This window comes from Streptomyces sp. NPDC042638, from assembly GCF_040647235.1.
Lineage (GTDB): Bacteria > Actinomycetota > Actinomycetes > Streptomycetales > Streptomycetaceae > Streptomyces > Streptomyces rameus.
Map to the genome: position 1 here is coordinate 1 of NZ_JBEZBT010000041.1, position 19,326 is coordinate 19,326.

At 73.4% G+C, this 19,326-nt stretch carries 16 protein-coding genes, 1 tRNA gene and 1 pseudogene; 10 read left to right on the plus strand and 8 right to left on the minus strand.

Annotated elements, in window-relative coordinates:
* Positions 1 to 52: 52 nt before the first annotated feature.
* From AB0B40_RS27295 to AB0B40_RS27305, 3 genes and pseudogenes are all read right to left on the minus strand, one after another.
* Entirely contained in the window at positions 53 to 1,057 is a 1,005-nt protein-coding gene (locus AB0B40_RS27295; RefSeq protein ID WP_345054038.1) for a Gfo/Idh/MocA family oxidoreductase, read from the minus strand.
* A 34-nt stretch (positions 1,058 to 1,091) separates the two neighbouring features.
* Positions 1,092 to 1,866, minus strand: a pseudogene (locus tag AB0B40_RS27300) (SDR family oxidoreductase); the annotation flags it as partial.
* Positions 1,867 to 1,935: 69 nt separating this feature from the next.
* Positions 1,936 to 3,087 carry a Gfo/Idh/MocA family oxidoreductase gene (locus AB0B40_RS27305; protein ID WP_362266065.1) on the minus strand — a complete coding sequence of 384 codons (1,152 nt, stop codon included), beginning with the start codon at positions 3,085 to 3,087 and terminating at the stop codon, positions 1,936 to 1,938.
* Positions 3,088 to 3,207: 120 nt separating this feature from the next.
* Between AB0B40_RS27305 and AB0B40_RS27310 the strand changes: the two genes are divergently transcribed.
* Entirely contained in the window at positions 3,208 to 4,251 is a 1,044-nt protein-coding gene (locus AB0B40_RS27310) for a LacI family DNA-binding transcriptional regulator (RefSeq protein ID WP_345054034.1), read from the plus strand.
* On the opposite strand, the gene AB0B40_RS27315 is transcribed toward AB0B40_RS27310, so the two are convergent.
* Positions 4,241 to 4,585 (minus strand): cupin domain-containing protein, encoded by a 345-nt coding sequence (locus AB0B40_RS27315; RefSeq protein WP_345054032.1) that lies wholly within the window; start codon positions 4,583 to 4,585, stop codon positions 4,241 to 4,243. The two genes, AB0B40_RS27310 and AB0B40_RS27315, sit on opposite strands and share 11 nt — an antisense overlap.
* Positions 4,586 to 4,739: 154 nt before the next feature.
* Here AB0B40_RS27315 and AB0B40_RS27320 point away from each other — a divergent pair, with 154 nt between their 5' ends.
* On the plus strand, positions 4,740 to 5,255 hold the full coding sequence (locus tag AB0B40_RS27320) for a hypothetical protein (RefSeq protein ID WP_345054030.1): 516 nt from the start codon (positions 4,740 to 4,742) through the stop codon (positions 5,253 to 5,255).
* Between the two features lie 31 nt (positions 5,256 to 5,286).
* Here the strand turns inward: AB0B40_RS27320 and AB0B40_RS27325 are convergent, their stop codons facing one another.
* Positions 5,287 to 5,865 (minus strand): helix-turn-helix domain-containing protein, encoded by a 579-nt coding sequence (locus AB0B40_RS27325; protein ID WP_345054027.1) that lies wholly within the window; start codon positions 5,863 to 5,865, stop codon positions 5,287 to 5,289.
* 210 nt (positions 5,866 to 6,075) lie between these two features.
* Here AB0B40_RS27325 and AB0B40_RS27330 point away from each other — a divergent pair, with 210 nt between their 5' ends.
* Both AB0B40_RS27330 and AB0B40_RS27335 read left to right on the plus strand, forming a co-directional pair.
* Entirely contained in the window at positions 6,076 to 7,506 is a 1,431-nt protein-coding gene (locus tag AB0B40_RS27330; RefSeq protein WP_362266067.1) for an MFS transporter, read from the plus strand.
* 45 nt (positions 7,507 to 7,551) lie between these two features.
* Positions 7,552 to 7,625 (plus strand) — tRNA-Pro (locus AB0B40_RS27335).
* Between the two features lie 112 nt (positions 7,626 to 7,737).
* Here AB0B40_RS27335 and AB0B40_RS27340 read toward each other — a convergent pair.
* Positions 7,738 to 10,086 carry a GH92 family glycosyl hydrolase gene (locus AB0B40_RS27340; RefSeq protein WP_362266069.1) on the minus strand — a complete coding sequence of 783 codons (2,349 nt, stop codon included), beginning with the start codon at positions 10,084 to 10,086 and terminating at the stop codon, positions 7,738 to 7,740.
* A 510-nt stretch (positions 10,087 to 10,596) separates the two neighbouring features.
* Here AB0B40_RS27340 and AB0B40_RS27345 point away from each other — a divergent pair.
* The 3 genes from AB0B40_RS27345 to AB0B40_RS27355 are packed head-to-tail and all read left to right on the plus strand — an operon-like array spanning position 10,597 to position 12,844.
* The gene (locus AB0B40_RS27345; protein ID WP_362266129.1) at positions 10,597 to 11,346 is read left to right on the plus strand and encodes a 5-oxoprolinase subunit PxpA; all 750 of its coding nucleotides are present in this window, start codon (positions 10,597 to 10,599) and stop codon (positions 11,344 to 11,346) included.
* Entirely contained in the window at positions 11,343 to 11,990 is a 648-nt protein-coding gene (locus tag AB0B40_RS27350; protein WP_362266072.1) for an allophanate hydrolase subunit 1, read from the plus strand. The genes AB0B40_RS27345 and AB0B40_RS27350 overlap by 4 nt, the downstream gene beginning before the upstream one ends.
* Positions 11,987 to 12,844, plus strand: coding sequence for a biotin-dependent carboxyltransferase family protein (locus tag AB0B40_RS27355; protein ID WP_362266073.1), 858 nt, complete (start codon positions 11,987 to 11,989; stop codon positions 12,842 to 12,844). The genes AB0B40_RS27350 and AB0B40_RS27355 overlap by 4 nt, the downstream gene beginning before the upstream one ends.
* Before the next feature lie 84 nt (positions 12,845 to 12,928).
* On the opposite strand, the gene AB0B40_RS27360 is transcribed toward AB0B40_RS27355, so the two are convergent.
* Positions 12,929 to 14,164, minus strand: a complete 1,236-nt coding sequence (locus tag AB0B40_RS27360; protein WP_345054015.1) for an Ig-like domain-containing protein — start codon at positions 14,162 to 14,164, stop codon at positions 12,929 to 12,931.
* 367 nt (positions 14,165 to 14,531) lie between these two features.
* Here AB0B40_RS27360 and AB0B40_RS27365 point away from each other — a divergent pair, with 367 nt between their 5' ends.
* The 3 genes from AB0B40_RS27365 to AB0B40_RS27375 are packed head-to-tail and all read left to right on the plus strand — an operon-like array spanning position 14,532 to position 17,899.
* Positions 14,532 to 14,810, plus strand: a complete 279-nt coding sequence (locus AB0B40_RS27365) for a hypothetical protein (protein ID WP_345054012.1) — start codon at positions 14,532 to 14,534, stop codon at positions 14,808 to 14,810.
* Positions 14,811 to 14,862: 52 nt separating this feature from the next.
* On the plus strand, positions 14,863 to 16,623 hold the full coding sequence (locus tag AB0B40_RS27370; protein WP_362266075.1) for a cation acetate symporter: 1,761 nt from the start codon (positions 14,863 to 14,865) through the stop codon (positions 16,621 to 16,623).
* A gap of 34 nt (positions 16,624 to 16,657) precedes the next feature.
* Entirely contained in the window at positions 16,658 to 17,899 is a 1,242-nt protein-coding gene (locus AB0B40_RS27375) for a histidine kinase (RefSeq protein WP_362266077.1), read from the plus strand.
* On the opposite strand, the gene AB0B40_RS27380 is transcribed toward AB0B40_RS27375, so the two are convergent.
* Positions 17,879 to 19,291 (minus strand): amino acid permease, encoded by a 1,413-nt coding sequence (locus tag AB0B40_RS27380; protein ID WP_362266078.1) that lies wholly within the window; start codon positions 19,289 to 19,291, stop codon positions 17,879 to 17,881. The two genes, AB0B40_RS27375 and AB0B40_RS27380, sit on opposite strands and share 21 nt — an antisense overlap.
* Positions 19,292 to 19,326 lie beyond the last annotated feature (35 nt).

Consider the following 19,326-nt stretch of genomic DNA (forward strand, 5'->3'; position numbering starts at 1 on the left):
GCCCGGGACACGTGTCCGGGCGCCGTCACCCTGCCCTCAGTCCGCCCGCACCTCAGTCCGCCCGCACCTCCGTGAGCGTCACCGGCCGGTGCTCGTGCAGCGACAGGGTGCAGGCCTCGGCGATCCAGCCGGCCTCCAGGGCGTCCTCGACGGTGCACGGGGAGGGCCGGGTGCCGGCCACGACCTCGGTGAACGCGGTGAGTTCGGCGCGGTAGGCGTCGGTGAACCGGTCCATGAAGAAGTCGTGCGGGGTGCCGGACGGGAAGACCGCACCGGGCTCGACCGAGCGGAGCGGGAGCCGGTCGTCCAGGCCGACGGCGACCGAGTCGGCGAAGCCGTGCAGTTCCATGCGCACGTCGTACCCCCGCGCGTTGTGCCGTGAGTTGGACACCACCGCGATCGTGCCGTCGTCGAGGGTCAGGACCGCGCCGGTGGTGTCGGCGTCACCGGCCGCCCGGATGTAGTCGGCGCCCCGGTTGCCGCCCACCGCGTACACCTCGGTCACCTCACGGCCCGTCACCCAGCGGATGACGTCGAAGTCGTGCACCGAGCAGTCGCGGAAGATGCCGCCCGACGCGGCGACGTACGCGGCCGGCGGCGGCGCCGGGTCCAGGGTCGTGCAGCGGACCGTGTGCAGCGTGCCCAGCTCACCGGAGCGCACGGCGGCCCGCGCGGCGGCGAAGCCCGCGTCGAAGCGCCGGTTGTAGCCGATCTGGACCGGCACGTCGCTGCCCTGGAGGGCCCTGAGGACCTCGACGCCCTCCGCCATGGTGCGGGCCACCGGCTTCTCGCAGAAGACCGGCACACCGGCCGCCACCCCGGCCCGGATGAGCGCCGGGTGCGCGTCCGTGGCCGCCGCGACGACGACGCCGTCCACGCCGGCCGCCAGCAGGGCCTCCGGCGAGTCCGCGACCTCGGCCCCGAACCGCTCGGCGGCTGCCTTGGCGGCGTCCGTGAACGGGTCGGCGACGACGAGCGACTCGACGGCGGCGAGGCCGGAGAGGGTCTCGGCGTGGAAGGCGCCGATGCGGCCGAGGCCGAGGATTCCGATGCGCATGGGCACTGCTCCTAAAGGTGGGTGCGGGGTGCTGGTCGAGGCCGCCGAGCACGTTCTGGTCCCAGTCGATCACCGAGCCGGTGGCCACGCCGGACCGGTCCGACAGCAGCAGGACGACGAAGTCCGCGATCTCCTCCGGCCGGCCCAGCCTGCCCATCGGCAGCCTGGGGCGCGGCCTGCTCCCGCCAGTCGTCGCCGGCGCCGTGGAAGGCGCGCTGGACGGCGTCCTCGCCCTCCGTCGCCGTCCAGCCGATGTTCAGACCGTTGATCCGGATCCGGTACCGGCGGTGGGCGTGCGCCGCGTTCCGGGTGAGACCCGCGAGACCCGCCTTCGCGGCGACGTACGGCGCGAGGAACGGCTGTCCGCCGTGCGCCGACGAGGTGATGATGTTGACGATCGCGCCGGGCGCGCCACGGGCCCTCATGTCGGCGACCGCCGCCTGCATCGCGAAGGACGGTCCCCTGAGACTGACCGCGACGTGCGCGTCGAACAGCTCCGGTGTGGTGTCCGGCAACGTGCCACGCGAGGTCAGCCCGGCCGAGTTCACCAGGCAGTCGATCCGGCCGTACGCGTCCGCGACCTCGGCGGCCGAGGCCTTGGCCTGCCCGGCGTCCGCCAGGTCGGCGCGCACGAACAGCGCCCTGCCCCCGGCGGCCGACAGCTCCGCCACCAGCGCCTCGCCCGGCTCCGTGCGCCGCCCGGTCACCGCCACGGCGGCTCCCTCGCGGACGGCGGCTCGCGCGGTCGCGGCCCCCACGCCCCGGCTGCCGCCGTTGACGAGGACGACCTTGTCGTCGAGAAGTCCCATGCGTTCCTCAGCTCTCCCGGCGGTCCGCAGCCGCCCGCGGTCCCGGGCGCGGGCGCCCGTGCAATTCACCTACAGGCCGACCCACCGGCCGCTCACCGCGGACTCCGCCATGGCGTCGAGCACGGTGGCGCTGTGCACCGCGTCCGCGAGGGTGGTGCCGTACGACCTGCCCTCGGCGATGGAGCGCACGAAGCGGTGGGCCTCGATCACCTTCAGGTCGTCGTACCCCATCGCGTTGCCGGCGCCCGGCTGGAAGGCCGCGAACTCGCCGGCGTCCGGGCCGACGTAGACCGTGCTCACCGGCTGGTCCTGGTAGGCCGTGCCACGGCTCACCCCCAGCTCGTTCATGCGGCGGAAGTCCCAGAACACCGCGCCCCTGGTGCCGTGCACCTCGAAGCCGTAGTTGTTCTGCTCGCCGACCGAGACGCGGCACGCCTCCAGGACCCCGCGAGCGCCGGAGGCGAAGCGGAGCAGGCAGCCGACGTAGTCCTCGTTCTCGACCGGCCCCGGCTCACCGCCCGAGGCCAGGGCGTGACCGGCCGTCGCCCCGGCCGGGCGGGCGCGTTGCGGTACGAAGACCGCCGTGTCGGCGGTGAGCGCGGCGATGTCGCCGAGCAGGAAGCGGGCGAGGTCAACGCCGTGCGAGGCCAGATCGCCGAGCACCCCGCTGCCGCCGCGCTCGCGCTCGTACCGCCAGGTCAGGGCGGAGTCCGGGTGGGCGGCGTAGTCGCTGAACAGGCGGATGCGGACGTGGGTGACCGTGCCGATCCCGCCGGAGGCGATCAGCTCGCGGGCGGACTCCACGGCGGGCGCGTTGCGGTAGTTGAAGCCGACCGTGCCCTGTACACCGGCCTCGGCGACCGCGTCGGCGACCGCGCGGGCGTCCGCCGCGGTCAGGCCCACCGGCTTCTCGATCCAGAGGTGCTTGCCGGCCTCGGCCATCGCCACGCCGATCTCCCGGTGCAGGAAGTTCGGCGCGGTGACGCTGACGGCCTGAACGCGCGGATCGGCGGCCACCTCGCGCCAGTCACGGGTCGCGGAGACGAACCCGAAGCGCTCGGCGGCCTCCTCGGCCCGCCCGGGCACCTCCTCCGCCACCGTGACCAGCCGGGGCCGCAGCGCGAGCCGCGGATAGTGGTGCGGGAGGCGGGCGTACGCCTGGGTGTGCACGCGGCCCATCCAGCCGAACCCGATGACGGCGACACCCAGCGCATCCACCATGACTGCCCTTCCACGGTCTGCTTGGACCGGTCCATGCCCGACGCAGCTCACCTTTGTTCGGACATGGCCAGTGTGTCAACCCTTTGACAGCGCGACATGCGGCATGGAACGGTCCATACCATGAGACCGCCGACGATCCGTGACGTGGCCGAACGGGCCGGCGTGTCGAAGTCGCTGGTCTCGCTCGTGCTGCGCGGCTCCGGACCGGTGCGGCCCGAGAAGCGCGACGCGGTGCTGCGGGCCGTGGCGGAGCTGGGCTACCGCCCGAACGCGGCGGCCCGCAGCCTCAGCGAGCAGCGCACCCGCACCGTCGGGGTCCTCCTGGACGACCTGCGCAACCCGTGGTTCGTGGAACTGCTCGACGGACTCAACTCCCCGCTGCACGCGGCCGGTCTGCACATGCTCCTCGCCGACGCCCGGCTCAACCGGCGCATGGGACACGACCTCGCCGAACCGTTCCTTGACCTGGGTGTGGACGGACTCGTGGTGGTCGGCACGGTCCCGGACGCCGGTGCGCTCGGCACCCTGGCGCGGCGGATCCCGGTGGTCGTGGCGGGTGCCCGGGAGGCGCAGCCGCCGGGTGTGGACGTCGTCGCCGGGGACGACGAGCAGGGCGCCCGGCTCGTCACCGAGCACCTGCTCGGGCTCGGTCACCGCCGGATCGCACACCTCGCCGGCCACGGCGCCGTCGGGGCACTGCGCAGGCGCGGCTTCGAGACGGCGATGCGCGAGCACGGCGCCGAGCCGCTCGTGGAACCGGGCGACCTGACCGAGGAGAGCGGCTACCGCGGAACCGTACGGCTGCTCAGCCGCCCGGAGCGGCCCACGGCGCTCTTCGCCGTCAACGACATGACCGCGGTCGGGGCGCTCTCGGCGGCCGGGGAACTCGGCCTGCGGGTGCCCGCCGACCTGTCGGTGACGGGGTACGACAACACCAGCATCTCCCGGTTGCGGCACCTCTGGCTGACCACCGTGGACACCGCCCCGTACGAGGCCGGCCGGCGTGCCGCGCGCTGCCTCCTGGACCGCCTGGCCGGTCACGGCGGGGAGGGCACCGTCCACCTGGCCGCGCCGGCACTCCAGGTGCGGGGGACGACGGGACCCCCGGGCCCCGCCGCCCCCACGCCGAGGCCCGGCGAAGGGCGCCCGGGCGTCAGAGGTTGATCGCGTACGCCTTGCGCAGCGTCTCGTGCACGGTCCACGTGGTGCGGTCGCCCGCCCGCAGCACCGCCATGTCGCCGGGTCCCACCCGCAGTGTCGGCCCGTCCGCCACCTCGATCGTCGCCGATCCGCTGATCACCACGAACAGCTCGTCCGCCTCCGTGTCCGTGACCACACCGGGGGTGATCTGCCAGACGCCCCGGATCTGCCGCCCGTCCGGCGACTCCCACACCACCTTTCCGGTGACCTCCGGGGTACCGGAGAGGATCTGCCCGGGGTCCAGGGGCTCGGGTTCAAGGTCGGCGTCGGGGATGTGGAGCGCGAAGCTGTGCGTCATACGGCCGACCCTAGTGGGCCCGCGAGCCGTGCCACCGTGGACAGTGTGTGGGGCATCGGGCCTGGTCGGAGGACACTTCGTCGCGGCGGCGAACGGGTCGGGCCGGGGCGGGCGCAAACTGGCGGGGCCGCCGGTCCCGGGTGATCGTGGGGACATGGCGGACTCCACGGTGGCCGGCACCCCGCGGTCCCGGCAGCACGACGCGCGCGAGATCGTCCTGTTCGGCGGGGTGTACGGCGCCGTCCTCGCCAGCTCGATGGTCGCGGCGCTCACCCAATACGGACACACGTCCGCCGAGGTCCGCGGCTACGACGCCGCGTGGGTGCTGGTGACCGCCTGCGCCTCCGCCCTCGCCCACGGCTACGCCCACTACATCGCCGAGCGTGCCCCGCACCGCCGCTGGGACGTCCTGGTCGCCGTGCGCAACGAGTGGCCGCTCGTGACAGCCGTGCTGCCCACGGTCTTCCTGCTCGCGGGCGCACGCTGGGGGTGGTGGCCGGCGAAGGGCGTCGAGTACGCGGCGTTCGTCCTCAACATCGTCATCCTGTTCGTGCTCGGCCTCCTCACGGCCCGCTGGTCGGCGCGGCGCTGGCCGGTCGCCGTCCTCATGGGAGCGGGGGACGCGCTGCTGGGGCTGATCGTGGTGGCGGCGAACGCGTTGATCAAGTAGCCGCCGGGGTGCCCGGGCCGGGCGCGCGGTGTCAGCGGCCGGCCCGGACCCCGTCCAGGGCGATGGCGAGGACCCGGTCCCGCTGGGCGGCATCCTCGAAGGCCGTCGCCGTGATCCCGGCGACCATCCGCAGCAGGTCCCCGAAGTCCATGTCCGCCCGGGCGACGCCGGCCCGCTGCGCGCGCTGCAGCAGCGGGCCGCCGGCCGCGTACATGGACTCGCGGCAGGCCTGGAAGATGCCGGACTCGTCGTCGAGGGCCTCGCGTACCGCGCGCTTGGTGACCATGTACCCGGCGAACCGGTCCAGCCAGGCCGTCAGCGCCTCCCACGGCTCCCGGTCCGCGAGTTCGACGGCCGCCCGGCACAGGGCGTTGACCTCGTCGGCGTAGACGGTCTCGAACAGATCGCGGCGGGTCGGGAAGTTGCGGTACAGCGTGCCGATCCCGACGCCCGCGCGGCGCGCGATGTCCTCCAGGGAGGCGTCGGCCCCGTGCTCGGCGAACGCCTCGCGGGCGGCGCCCAGCAGGGCGTCGTAGTTGCGGGCGGCGTCCTTACGGTGCGGCCGGCGGGTCGCCACGATCTCGCTGACGGGGAACGGCGTGGCCGTCACGGGTGCCTCCCGGGGAGGGAATCGATTGAACCGGAGGGGTGCCTCCGCTACAGTGGAGGGGTACCTCCACTTTACCAGTGCGGGGTGGCTCCGCCATGGCCGGACGCGGCCCGCGCAGCCGGCTCCGCACCCGGCGCACGGCCCCTGCGGCCGTGCCCGGCAGCACTCGACCCGACCCTCCGTGTCCCCGCTTTCCGGAGAGGCTTCTTCATGCCCCGTCCGTCCGCCCGCCTCACCTTCGCGGTCCTCGCGACCGGTGCCGGCGTCTTCTCCATGCTGCAGTCGCTGATCGCGCCTGCCCTGCCGACCGTCCAGCACGCCCTGCACACCTCCCAGTCCACCGCGACCTGGGTGATGACGGCCTATCTGCTGTCCGCCTCGGTCTTCACCCCGATCCTCGGCCGGGTCGGCGACCTCGCCGGCAAGAAACGGACCCTCGTCGCCGTCCTGCTGGCCGTCCTCGCCGGCTGCCTCGTCGCCGCGCTGGCCCCGAACATCGCCGTGCTCATCGTCGCCCGCGTCGTCCAGGGTGTCGGCGGCGCCCTGTTCCCGCTCTCCTTCGGCATCATCCGGGACGAGTTCGCCCCGGCCGAGGTCAGCGGCAGCATCAGCAACCTCTCCGCCGTGATCGCGGCCGGCGGCGGGGTCGGCATGGTGGCCGCCGGACCGATCGTGTCCGCGCTCGACTACCGCTGGCTGTTCTGGATCCCCGTGGGCATCGTCGCCGCGACGGTCCTGATCGCCCTGCGTTATGTCCCCGAGTCGCCCAAGCGGGCCTCGGGCAAGGTCAGTTGGGGTGGTGCCGTACTGCTCTCCGGCTGGCTGGTCGCCCTGCTGCTGCCGCTGAGCCAGGCCGGGCACTGGGGCTGGGGCTCGGCCAAGGTGCTGGGCCTGTTCGCCGTCGCCGTCGTGCTGTTCACGGTGTGGCTGGTGACCGAGGCCCGCTCCCGCAGCCCGCTCATCGACCTGCGGGTGCTCAGGCTGCCCGCCGTGTGGACGACCAACACCGCCGCCCTGCTGTTCGGCGCCGGCATGTACTCCATCTGGTCCTTCCTGCCGGGCTTCGTCCAGACGCCCGCCGCGGCCGGGTACGGCTTCGGTGCCAGCGTGACCGCATCCGGCCTGCTGATGCTGCCGATGCTCCTGGCGATGTTCCTCTCCGGCGTCCTGTCCGGCCGTCTCGAACCCCGCGTCGGCGCCAAGGCGCTGCTCACCACGGGTGCCGCCCTCGGCGCGCTGGCCTGCGGCTTCCTCACCCTCTGGCACGACGAGCAGTGGCAGATCGCGGTGGTCGCGGGTCTGTTCGGCCTCGGCATCGGACTGGCCTTCGCCTCGATGGCCAACCTCATCGTGGGCAGCGTCCCGGTGGAGCAGACCGGCGCCGCGACCGGCATGAACGCCAACATCCGCACCATCGGCGGCTCCATCGGCGCCGCGCTCACCAGCGTCCTGGTCACCGGCCGGCTCCAGCCCTCGGGCCTGCCGTACGCCTCCGGCTACACCCATGGCTGGGCCCTGCTGGCCCTGCTCTGCCTGGGCGCGGCCGGCGCGGCCCTGCTCGTCCCGGTCCGTCGTTCCGGCCGACTGTCCGGCCCGCCGCCCGTGCCGGGGCCGACACGGGCACCCGCACAGGTGCGGTAGGGTTTACCTGCGTGATCACGCGGAACGCTCCGCGTGAGACCGCGGCGGGACGTGGCGCAGCTTGGTAGCGCACTTGACTGGGGGTCAAGGGGTCGCAGGTTCAAATCCTGTCGTCCCGACTTTTCGAAGTCGCAGGTCAGAGGCCGTTTCAGACAAGTTCTGGAACGGCCTCTCGATCATTTGCGGCCACGACCGAGCCGATCGTCCTCGCGCTCGGCCGTGGTCCGTGGGTCACTTCAGCGCAGGTGGCCCTGCCTCGGCGGCCGTTCCCCATGCGGACGGCTCGGCGCCGACCGTGAACGCGAGCGACCGCGTGTCACGCAGGGCGTCCGTCGTCAGATACGTGCGGCCGTACGGGGAGCCGTCGACCCGGGCCGACTGGATGTAGCGGCGGCTGTCGGACGTGCCGGGTGCCGTCACCGTGAGCGAGCCACGCGGGTAGTAGTGGCGGTCGAGCGTGAGGTCGACCCGTTCGAAGACGGGTGTGGACAGGCCCCAGGTGTCGTAGCCGGGCTGCACCGGGAAGATGCCGATGGACGACAGCACGTTCCAGGCGGACATGGTGCCGAGGTCGTCGTTGCCGGTCATGCCGGTCGGGGCGTCCGTGAAGAGGGTCAGCGCGGCGTGGACCACGTCGGTGGTCTTCCACGGCTGGCCGGTCGAGAGGTAGGTGTACGGTGCGATGAGGTCGGGCTCGTTCTGCGGGTTGTACTTGTCCGCGTTGTAGTAGTCGTACGGGCCGTTCACCCATACCTCGCGGGCGGTCTTCGCGGGATCCTGCACGAGCTGCCCGTAGGCGAAGAAGGAGTCCAGCCGGTCGTTGGCCGCCTGCTTGCCGCCGATCAGGCCGACCATCCCCGGCAGGTCCTGCGGCACCAGCCACTGGTACTGCCAGGACGTGCCCTCGTGGAACCCCTCGCTCCTGGCCGGGTCGTCCGGCCCGGTGAAGGCACCGGAGGCGTCGCGCGCGCGGAAGAAACCGGTCGAGGCGTCGAAGATCCTGCGGTAGTTCTGCGCGCGGGCGGCGTAGCGCGCCGCGTCCGCGTCATGGCCGAGATCCCGGGCCATCTCACCGAGCATCGCGTCCGCCAGCGCGTACTCCAGAGTCGCGGACGCGCCGTGGTCGTAGTCCGAGTCGCCGGGCTTCGCGTGCGGGCGGCCCTTGACGTACGGCGCGAAGCCGTCGGCGATGTACTCCTTGTCGGCCTCGCGGCCGACGGCCGGCGAGTCGGCGGGCGGCACCCCGTCGGCGTTCTTCCTGAGGGCGCGGTAGGCCCGTTCCTCGTAGCCCTTGAGCAGGCCCTGCTGGTAGGCGTTGGTGAGGAACGGGGTGACCGGGTCGCCGGTCATGATGTTCGTCTCGACCGTGCCGTACCCCCACTTGGGCAGCCAGCCGCTCTCCTCGTCGATCCTGATGACGGAGATCGCCATGTCGCGGGCCTCGCGCGGCGCGAGCAGCGACAGGAGCTGGGACTGGGTGCGGTAGGTGTCCCACAGGGACCAGTTCTGGTAGTACGTGAAGCCGCGGGCGCGGTGGATCCTCTGGTCCCAGCCCGTGTAGCGGCCGTCCGCGTCGCTGCCGATGTTGGGCGCGAGGAAGGACCGGTACAGGGAGGAGTAGAAGGTGCGGCGCAGCCTGTCGCTCCCGCCCTGGGCGCGGACGTCGTCGAGCCGGTCCTCCCAGGCCCGCCGGGCGGCACTGCGGACCTGGTCGAAGGAACGGCCCCCCTCGGCGCGGAGGTTCACGTCGGCGCCGTGTGCGTCGACGTACGAGAGCGCGGTCGTGGCCTCGACGGTCCGGTCCCTGCCGGTGTCGAAGCGGACGTACGCGCCGTCCCGTCCGGTCCGCGACCCGGCGGTGACCGTGGAGCCGTCCCAGGTGCCGAACGCGGTGAACGGGCGGTCGAAGCGGGTGATCGTGTAGACGGTGTACGGCCTGGTGTCCTGGCAGAATCCGCTGCCGGTGATCGCGGTGCGCACGGTCCGGTCGTCGAGCACCTCGACCTTGGTGGCGACCGTCCGGTGCAGTGACTGCCCCGCGTCGAGCAGGACGTTGGCCTTGTCGGTGGCGGGGAAGGTGTAGCGCTGCACACCGGTGCGGGCGGTCGCGGTCAGCTCGGCGTCGATGCCGGACTTCAGCCCGACCTTGTAGTAGCCGGGGCTCGCCGTCTCCGCGTCGTGGCTGAACTCGGCGCTGTACTTGGCGTAGTCCGTCTCGGTGACGTCACCGGTGGTCGGCAGCACGGGCAGGTCCCCGCCCAGACCGCAGCCGACACCGGAGAGGTGGACGAGTGAGAAGCCCCGGATGTGGTTCTGGGAGTAGTCGTAACCGGTGTTGTGCCCGGTGTCCGGGGAGAGCTGCACCATCCCGAAGGGCACGGCCGCGCCGGGATAGGTGTTGCCTTCGTTCTGGGTTCCGATGAACGGGTTGACGAGATCGGTGAGTTGGCCGTCCTGCCGGGCGGCGGCCTGGGCCGTGGGCGCGGCAAGGGCGGCCCCGAGCAGGGCCGCCGCCGCGACCACCGTGCCTGCGCCGCGTATGCGTCGGGCCCAACTCGTGGGCGGATGGGTCCATCTCATGGGCGGAAGCGCCTCCCCGAAAGCCGGACAACGTTGTCAGACGGAGCGCGCTCATTCTTTGCGTTGTATGTGTACCCGTCAAGAGTTCGCGGGGGCCGCGGAGTTCGGCGTCAGGCTTCGGCACGAGCGAGTGGTCTTGCCGGGCACGCGCGGGTCGCCGGCCCGCACGGCGGACACGGTCACCGTCTTCGCCGCGGCCGCTGCAAGGTACCGGCGGTCTCCGCGAGCGACCGGGGCTCGGCCACCGGGTTCCTCTCCCGCGGCACCACCGGTCCGGTGCCCGCCGGGACCCGGTCCGTCCAGGCCGAGGTGCGGTTCCTGTCGTCGGGCGACGAGACCGGCCAGGAAGCCGTCGAGCCACCGCTCGGACCAGTCGCCGCTCAGCACCCTGCACCTCGCGTCGGCCTCGTCAGCGCCGGAACAGGAGGGGGCGGTACGCCGTCCTTCCGAGGCGGCAGAATTGCCCCCTTGTCGGATCGTTCAACGATCGGCTACGTTCTGGACGTGACGATCGACCTCAACGCAGACCTCGGTGAAGGCTTCGGCCGCTGGACCCTCACCGACGACGACGCCCTCCTGTCCGTCGTCACCAGCGCCAACGTCGCCTGCGGCTTCCACGCGGGCGACCCCTCCGTGATGCGCCGCGTCTGTGACCTGGCCGCCGAGCGCGGGGTACGGATCGGAGCCCAGGTGTCCTACCGGGACCTGGCCGGCTTCGGGCGGCGCGCGATGGACGTGCCCGGCGACGAACTGGCGGCCGAGACGGCCTACCAGATCGGCGCGCTGAGAGTCTTCGCCGAGGCTGCCGGGGCGCGGGTGGCGTACGTCAAGCCGCACGGCGCCCTCTACAACCGCACCGTGCACGACGCCGAGCAGGCCGCCGCCGTGGTGGCGGGAGTGCGGCTCGCGGGCGGGGCGCTGCCGGTGCTCGGTCTGCCGGGGTCGCTGCTGCTCGCCGCCGCCGAGGAGGCGGGGCTCACCGCCGTACCCGAGGCCTTCGCGGACCGCGCCTACACCCCCGAGGGCACACTCGTCGGGCGCCGCGAGGCGAACTCCGTGGTGACCGACGAGGACGCGGTGGTGCGGCGGGCGCTCGGGTTCGCGACGGAGGGCGCGGTCGAGGCCGTGGACGGCACCACCGTCGCGGTGGCCGCGCGCTCCCTGTGCGTCCACGGCGACACCCCGGGCGCGGCCCGGATCGCGGCGCGCGTGCGCGAGGCACTCGAGAGGGCCGGGATCGCGGTGGGGGCATTCGCATGACCGAGCGCCGACTGCCGGACATCCGCCCCGCCGGGCGGCACGCACTGCTCATCGAGCTGCCGGACGCGGAGCGCACCGGAGCCTTCCACGCCGAACTGCTGCGGCTGCGCGCGGCGGGCATCCTGCCTCCGGTCGAGGAGATCGTGCCGGGGGCGCGGACCGTCCTGCTGGACGGCGTCGCGGACCCCGAGGCGCTGGCCCGCCGGCTCGCCGACCGGGACATGCCGGCACAGGCCGCCGACGACCGCGGAACGATAAGGATCCCCGTGCGCTACGACGGGCCGGACCTGGAGGGCGTGGCCGCCCTGTGGGGGATCGGCGCCGATGAGGTCGCCGCACGCCACTCCTCGTACACGTACCGCGTCGCTTTCTGCGGTTTCGCGCCGGGGTTCGGCTACCTCACCGGACTGCCCCCGCACCTGCACGTGCCGCGCCGCGATACGCCCCGTACCCGGGTGCCGGCCGGATCCGTCGCGCTCGCGGGCCCCTACAGCGCGGTCTACCCGCGCGCCACCCCGGGCGGCTGGCAGCTGATCGGCACCATGCCGGACCCGGCTCCGCTCTGGGACCTCGCGCGGGACGAACCGGCGCTCCTCACACCGGGAACGCGGGTGCGGTTCGTCGCAGAGGCCGGTGCGGCATGAGCGCCAAGCTCACGGTCGTACGATCCGGCGCCCTCACCACGGTCCAGGACTCCGGCCGGCGCGGCCACGCGCACCTGGGAGTCCCGCGTTCCGGCGCCCTGGACGCGCCCGCGATGCACCTCGCGAACCGGCTGCTCGGCAACGACCCCGGTGCCGCCGTTCTGGAGACCACCCTGACCGGCTGCGCCCTGCGGCCGGACCGCGCCGTCACCGTCGTGGTGGGCGGGGCGCCCTGCCCGGTGACGGTCGACGGGCGGCCGGTGGCCTGGGGAGCGCCGGTGCGCGTGCCCGCGGGCGCGGTACTCGACGCGGGTACGGCGACGGCGGGCGTGCGCTCGTACGTGGCCGTCGCCGGGGGCATCGCCGTCGAGCCGGTCCTCGGCAGCCGTGCGACGGACCTGCTCTCCGGGCTCGGCCCCGCGCCCTTGCGCGACGGGGACGTCCTGCCGCTGGGAGCCCCGGCCCGGTGGACGGCACTACCGGCCGCCGCCCCCTGGCCGGCGCCGCCCACCCAACTCGTCCTGCCGCTGCGGCTCGGCCCCCGTGCGGACTGGTTCACCGCCGCGGCGCTGCGCACCCTCACCTCGGCCACGTACCGCGTGTCCCCGCACAGCAACCGCATCGGCCTGCGCACCGAAGGGCCCCCACTGGAACGCCGCCTGACGGACGAACTGCCCAGTGAGGGCATGGTTCTCGGCGCGGTCCAGGTGCCCTGGGACGGGCGCCCGGTGGTGTTCCTGCACGACCACCCGACGACGGGCGGCTACCCGGTCATCGGCGTCGTCGCGGACGCCGCCCTGGCGTCGGCGGCCCAGGCCGCGGTGGCGACGCCGGTGCGCTTCACGCTGGGATGACGGGCCCGGTCGCCGAACCCCGGTGACGTTGCCCGCGTCCCGCCCTCCCTCACCCGGCGCCGACCGTGTCCGGGGGGCGTGGCGTCAGCCGGTCGCGCTGCCCGCGACCCACTGGCTCCACGGCATGTTCCAGTCGCTGAGGCCGTTGTCCGGGGCCAGCGTGCTCTTGTCGGCGGAGTTCTTGACGATGACGACGTCACCGGTCATCGAGTTGTCGAAGAACCACGCGGCGGGCTGCCTGCCGTCACCGCCGCCCTTGACGTCCTTCAGGCCCACGCAGCCGTGGCTGGTGTTGGCCTTGCCGAAGACCGCGTCGGTACCCCAGTAGTTGCCGTGGATGAAGGTGCCCGAGGCGGTCAGGCGCATGGCGTGCGGCACGGCCTCGATGTCGTAGGAGGGCTTGCCGTCCTTGTTCGTGAGGCCGACGGTCGCACCGTTCATGCGGGTCTGCCGGAACTTCTCGGAGATGACCATCTGCCCGTTGTACGTCGGGTGCTCGGTGCTGCCGGACGAGATCGGGATGGTCCTGATCGTCTTGCCGTCCCGTACGACGGTCATCTGCTTCGTCTCGGCGTCGACCGTGCTGATCTGGCTCCGGCCGATCTTGAAGGTGACCGTCTTCTGGGTGCCGTCGACGCTGAGCCTGACGGTGACGGTGGACCCGGGCTTCCAGTAGTTCTCGGGGCGGAAGTCCAGGCGGTTGCCGCTGAACCAGTGGCCGACGACCTTCTGGCCGCTGCTGGAGCTGACCTGGATCTTGGACTGCACGGCCGCCTTGTCGCCGACCGCCTTGTCGAAGTCGACCGTCACCGGCATGCCCACGCCGACGGTCGAGCCGTCCTCGGGGGACAGGTGCCCGATGAAGTCGTCGGCCGGGGAGACCGTGGTGATCGAGGCGTTCTCGCTGGCGGAGCGGCCCTGGGCGTCATCGGCGTCCGCGGCGACCTGATACCTGGTCGCCCGCTCCAGCCGGCCGTCCGCCGTCCAGGACGTGCCGTCGGCGGACAGGGTGCCCGGGACCTCGGCACCGGTCGCGACCGCGGTCATGGTCACCCTGGTGAGCTTGCCGTTGCTGACGGTGACCTTGACGGGGTCGTCGGTCCCGACGCCGTGGGCGCCGTACCCGGGACTGATCATTATCCGGGCGTCGGAAGCCTCCTGCGGGGCGGCCTGATCCGCCCCTGCCTGCGCCTGCGGACCCGCCCCGGCGTCGTTACCGCCGGTAGCGGCGTAGCCGGTGCCGCCGAGGGCCGCGAGCGAGAGCGCACCGGCGAGTACGCCGACCGCCAGCGGGGTGCGTCCTTTACGTGCCGTGATCAAGGGCCTCTCCCGTGTCCTGGTCGTCGGGTCCCTGGAACCGGAGGCCCAGGGAGTGCAGCTCACTATGAAACTACTTATAAAGGGCCATCTGCCATTAAAAGAGCAAACTGTGGTCAAGGCCACGCGGAGGCGAGCGCGCCCCCGAGACCCTGCTCGACCGGCGGAGGCCCTGCTCGACCGACGGACGGCGCTCGCGCTGACCGGAAGCTGTCTCTTTCGTTTCCCGGTGCGTACACTCCACTGCTAAGTGTGATCTTCGCGGGGCGGAGGACGCGGCATGGGTGCACCTGGGACTCCCCGACGTGAAGTGGTCACGGGGACTCCCCGCGCGCCCCGGGGACCCGTCCGCCCCGCCCGGGTGTACGGGGTGGAGGACCTCGCGGTCGACCGCCGCGTCCTGCGGGAGCTGATGCGGCGGCAACTGCGGCTCGGGGCGACGACGTTCGCCGTGCTCGTCGGGATGCTCGGGCTGCTTCCCCTCGCCTTCACCGCCCTGCCCGACCCCGATGTCCGGCCGGGCGGCGCCCTGGTCGTGTGGGCCGTTCTCGGTGTCGCCGTCTATCCCGCACTCGTCGTCCTCGGCCGGTGGTACGTCGTACGCGCCGAACGCAATGAGCGGGACACCGTGGACCTCGAAAGGCCCTGACGGTGACCGACGTCCGGCCGCCGGGGACCGGCCGCGCACCGGGGGCCGCCGGGTGAACCAGACGTACGGCGTCGTGGCCGTCTCCGCGGCGGTCGTCGCGACCCTGGTGATCGGCTCGACGGGGCTGCGCGTCTCCCGCACCACGTCCGACTTCTACGTCGCCTCCCGTACCGTCCCGCCCTATCTCAACGCCATGGCCGTCAGCGGCGAGTACCTCTCGGCGGCCTCCTTCCTCGGCATCGCCGGACTGGTCGCCGCCCAGGGCGTCGAGATGCTCTGGTTCCCCGTCGGCTACGCCGCGGGCTACCTCGTCCTGCTCGCGTTCGTCGCCGCTCCGCTGCGCCGCTCCGGGGCCTACACCCTGCCCGACTTCGCCGACTCCCGGCTGGAGTCCAGGGCCGCCCGGCGCGTCGCGAGCGTGCTCGTCGTCGGCGTCGGCTGGCTGTACCTGCTGCCCCAGCTCCAGGGCGCGGGCCTCACGCTCGGCCTGGTCACGGGCGCGCCCCGCTGGCTCGGCGGGGTGCTCGTCGCCGCCGTCGTGACCCTGGCCGTGGCCGCCGGCGGCATGCGCGGCATCACCTTCGTCCAGGCGTTCCAGTACTGCCTGAAGCTGGCCGCGCTCCTCGTGCCCGCGATCTTCCTGGTCATCGCCTGGCACGGCGACCCGCATCCCGCCCGGGCGGTGGACGAGCCGCCGACCTTCCGCCGGCACACCCAGGTCACCGTCGAGAGCACCGTACGCATCAGGATCGGCGCGCCGCTGCGGGCCGTGGTGACCGGCGCCGTGGACGGCGTGGACCACGACGGCGGCCGGCTGCTGCTGGAGCCCGGTGTGCACGAGGTCCGGGCCGGGACGACACTCCGGTTCCCGCCCACGGCCCCGGTGCCCGAGCGCGAGACCGGGGACGAAGGGCGCGACGGCGCCTCCGGCTGGGCGGCACCGCTGTCCGGCGGGAAGGACGAGCACCCGCTGTACACGACGTACGGGCTGATATGCGCCACCTTCCTCGGCACCATGGGGCTGCCCCACGTCCTCGTCCGCTTCTACACCAACCCCGACGGCCGTGCCGCCCGCCGCACCACCGTGATCGTGCTGGCGCTGGTCGGCGGCTTCTACCTGCTGCCGCCCCTCTACGGGCTCCTCGGCCGGCTCTACGCCCCCGACCTGCTGCTCACCGGCAACACCGACGCCGCCGTGCTCGTGCTGCCGGAACGCCTCGTCGGCGGCGTCGGCGGCGACCTCCTCGGCGCGCTGATCGCCGCCGGCGCCTGTGCCGCCTTCCTGTCCACGGCCTCCGGGCTCACCCTCTCCGTCGCGGGCGTGCTCAGCCAGGACGTGCTGCCCTCGCTCGGCGTCCGCCGCCTGCGATGGGCCACGCTGCCGGCGGTCGCCGTACCCGTCACGGTGAGCGTGGCCGCCGGTGATCTCCCCGTGGCCAACGCCGTGGGACTCGCCTTCGCGGTGGCCGCCTCGTCCTTCTGCCCTCTGCTGGTGCTCGGCATCTGGTGGCGCGGACTCACCGCGCCCGGCGCGGTCGCGGGGCTGCTCGCCGGCGGGGGCGGCGCCCTCACCGCGGTCGCCCTGACCATCGCCGGGCCCCTGGCCGACGGCTGGGCGCACACCCTGCTCGCCTGGCCGGCCGTGTGGTCGGTACCGCTCGGCTTCCTGACCATGATCCTGGTCTCCCTGGCCACCCCGGGCCGGATCCCGCCGGGCACCGAGGCGGCCATGGCCCGCCTCCACCTGCCCGAACGCCCGGTGGACCGGGCCCCGCCCACACCCGCCGCCCGCCGAGGAGTGCCGACCCCATGACCAAGCGCCGGCCCGCGGCCCGCCGGGGCCGCAGATGAACGGGCTCGCCCTCCTCGCCACCGCGGGCCCGCTGCTGTTCGCCGCCGGTCTCGCCGTGGGACGGCTGCCGGCCCGCCGGTCCGCCCGGGACGGCACGGGCCCCGGCACCCCCGTGGAACGCGCCACCTTCCGGACCCTGCACACCGCCTCCCTCGCCGCGCCCCCGCTGCGCGCCGGGCTCACCGCGGACGCCGCCCGCAAGGCGGTACGACGGCTCCGGCCGCTGTTCGGCACGGCCGCGCTCGCCCTCACCGCCGAGGACCGGCCGCTGGCCTGGGACGGGCCGGGCCGGCACCACGAGGACACGGCCCTGGACCGGGTCCGCCAGGTGCTGGACACCGGCCGCACGCAGACCTTCGCCGTCGGCTGCCAGGACCCGCGGTGCCCCGTGCGCTGGGGAGCCGCCGCCCCGCTCACCGTCGACGGGCGCGTGCTCGGCGCCCTCGTCGTGCTCGGTGCGGGGGAGCCGGCGCCCGCGGTGCGGGCCACCGAGGAGGTGGCGCGCTGGGTCTCCGTCCAGCTCGAACTCGCCGATCTCGACCGGACCCGCACCGGACTGATCGAGGCGGAGATCCGGGCGCTGCGCGCACAGATCTCCCCGCACTTCGTCTACAACTCCCTCGCGGCGATCGCCTCGTTCGTCCGCACCGATCCCGAGCGGGCCCGCGAACTGCTGCTGGAGTTCGCCGACTTCACCCGCTACTCGTTCCGCCGCCACGGTGAGTTCACCACCCTGGCCGAGGAGTTGCGCGCCATCGAGCAGTTCCTGGAGCTGGTGCGCGCCCGGTTCGGACAGCGGCTGGAGGTGACCCTGCAGATCGCCCCCGAGGTGCTGCCCGTGGCCGTGCCCTTCCTGTGCCTCCAGCCCCTGGTGGAGAACGCCGTCAAGCACGGGCTGCGGGAGGGCGTCGAGCGCGGCCGGATCAGCATCACCGCACGGGACGAGGGGGCGAGCGCCCGCATCGTCATCGAGGACGACGGGGCCGGCATGGAGCCGGACCGGCTGCGCCGCATCCTGTGCGGCGAGGACGGCCCGACGGCGGGCATCGGGCTGCGCAATGTGGACGAACGGCTGCGGCAGGTCTACGGGGACGACCACGGGCTGGTGATCGAGACCGGCGTCGGCGCCGGGACGAAGGTCACCCTCCGCGTCCCCAAGTACCGGGCCGGAGTGCACAGCGAGGCCCCGCGCACCGCGGCGCGCAGCGCCGACGGACTACGGCGCCTCGACCGCTGACGCCGGCTTCCGCTGCCGCCGGGCCGCCATCACGGCGTAGACCAGGATCCCGGCGAACAGGAACAGCACGCCCTGGTACACCGCCGCGTAACCGGCGCCCGCCATCAGCCAGACCGAGAAGGCGGCGGCCACCGCGGTGATCACGGAGTCCCGCACCAGCCGCGCCCGGTCGACCGCCTCACCCCGCACCAGATGGAAGAGCTGCGCGGCGGCGGCCAGCAGATACGGCACGGTGGCCGTGAACGTGGTGACGAGGACGAGGACCTCGAAGACCTTGCCCGAGCCCGACAGGTAGTTGTACATCGTGAGCAGCGAGGCGAGGACGACCGTCACGCCGACCCCGACGGTGGGCACGCCCCGCCGGCGGCGCGTGAAGGCGCTCGGGAACAGACCGTCGCGCGCCGCCGCGTACGGCGTCTGGGCGCTCAGCAGGGTCCAGCCGTTGAGGCAGCCCGTCATCGAGACGAGGGCCGCGAGCGCCACCGCCGTACCGCCCCAGCTGCCGCCGAACATCGTGTCCACGGCGTCCGAGAACGGCGCGGTGGAGGTCACCAGACGGTCGTGCGGGACCGTGCCGAACACGGACAGGGTCCCCAGCAGGTACACCACCGCGGCGCCCGCGGTGCCGATGACGGTGGCGCGGCCCACGTTGCGCCGGGCGTCCTTGACCTCGCCCGCGCTGACGGCGGCGGACTCCACCCCGAGGTAGGAGAAGAGCAGCAGGGCGGCCGAGGCGGACACCGCGCCGACCGCGCTGTGGCCGCCGGTGTTGAACGGCCCGAGCCGGTCCGGGTCGAAGAAGAACAGGCCGCCGACCGCCACCAGCAGCAGCGGGACGAACTTCAGCACCGTGGACACCAGCTGGACGGCGCCCACATAGCGGGTGCCGGCGAAGTTGGCGAGGGCGGGCAGCCACTGCAGGGCCAGCGCGGCCAGACAGGCGGTCCACCGGTGGCCGCCCACCGGGATCAGTACGTCGAGGTAGCCGACGGCGGCGACGGCGAGCGCGGCGTTCGACACCCAGGTGGTGATCCAGTACGACCAGGCCGCGAGGAAGCCCGCGAAGTCGCCGAACGCCTCACGGGCGTACACGTAGGGGCCGCCCGTACGGGGGTCGCGGGCGGCGAGCCGGCCGAAGACCAGGGCGAGCGCGATGGCGCCGACGGTCAGCACCACGAAGGCCACCAGGCTGACGGTGCCGAAGGGGGCGATCGAGGCGGGCAGCAGGAAGATGCCGCCACCGATGATGTTGCCCATGACCAGCGCGGTGGCGACGGGCAGGCCGAACCGGCGGGCATGCCTGCCGGTGTCGCCGTGCGGGTCCTCGACGGTCACCGTGGGGGGTTCCGCGGGGGCCGGAGCCGGCTGATGGACGGTTCCGGTGCTGTGCATGGGTGGTGCGCCTCTCATGGAACTGACGTGCCCGG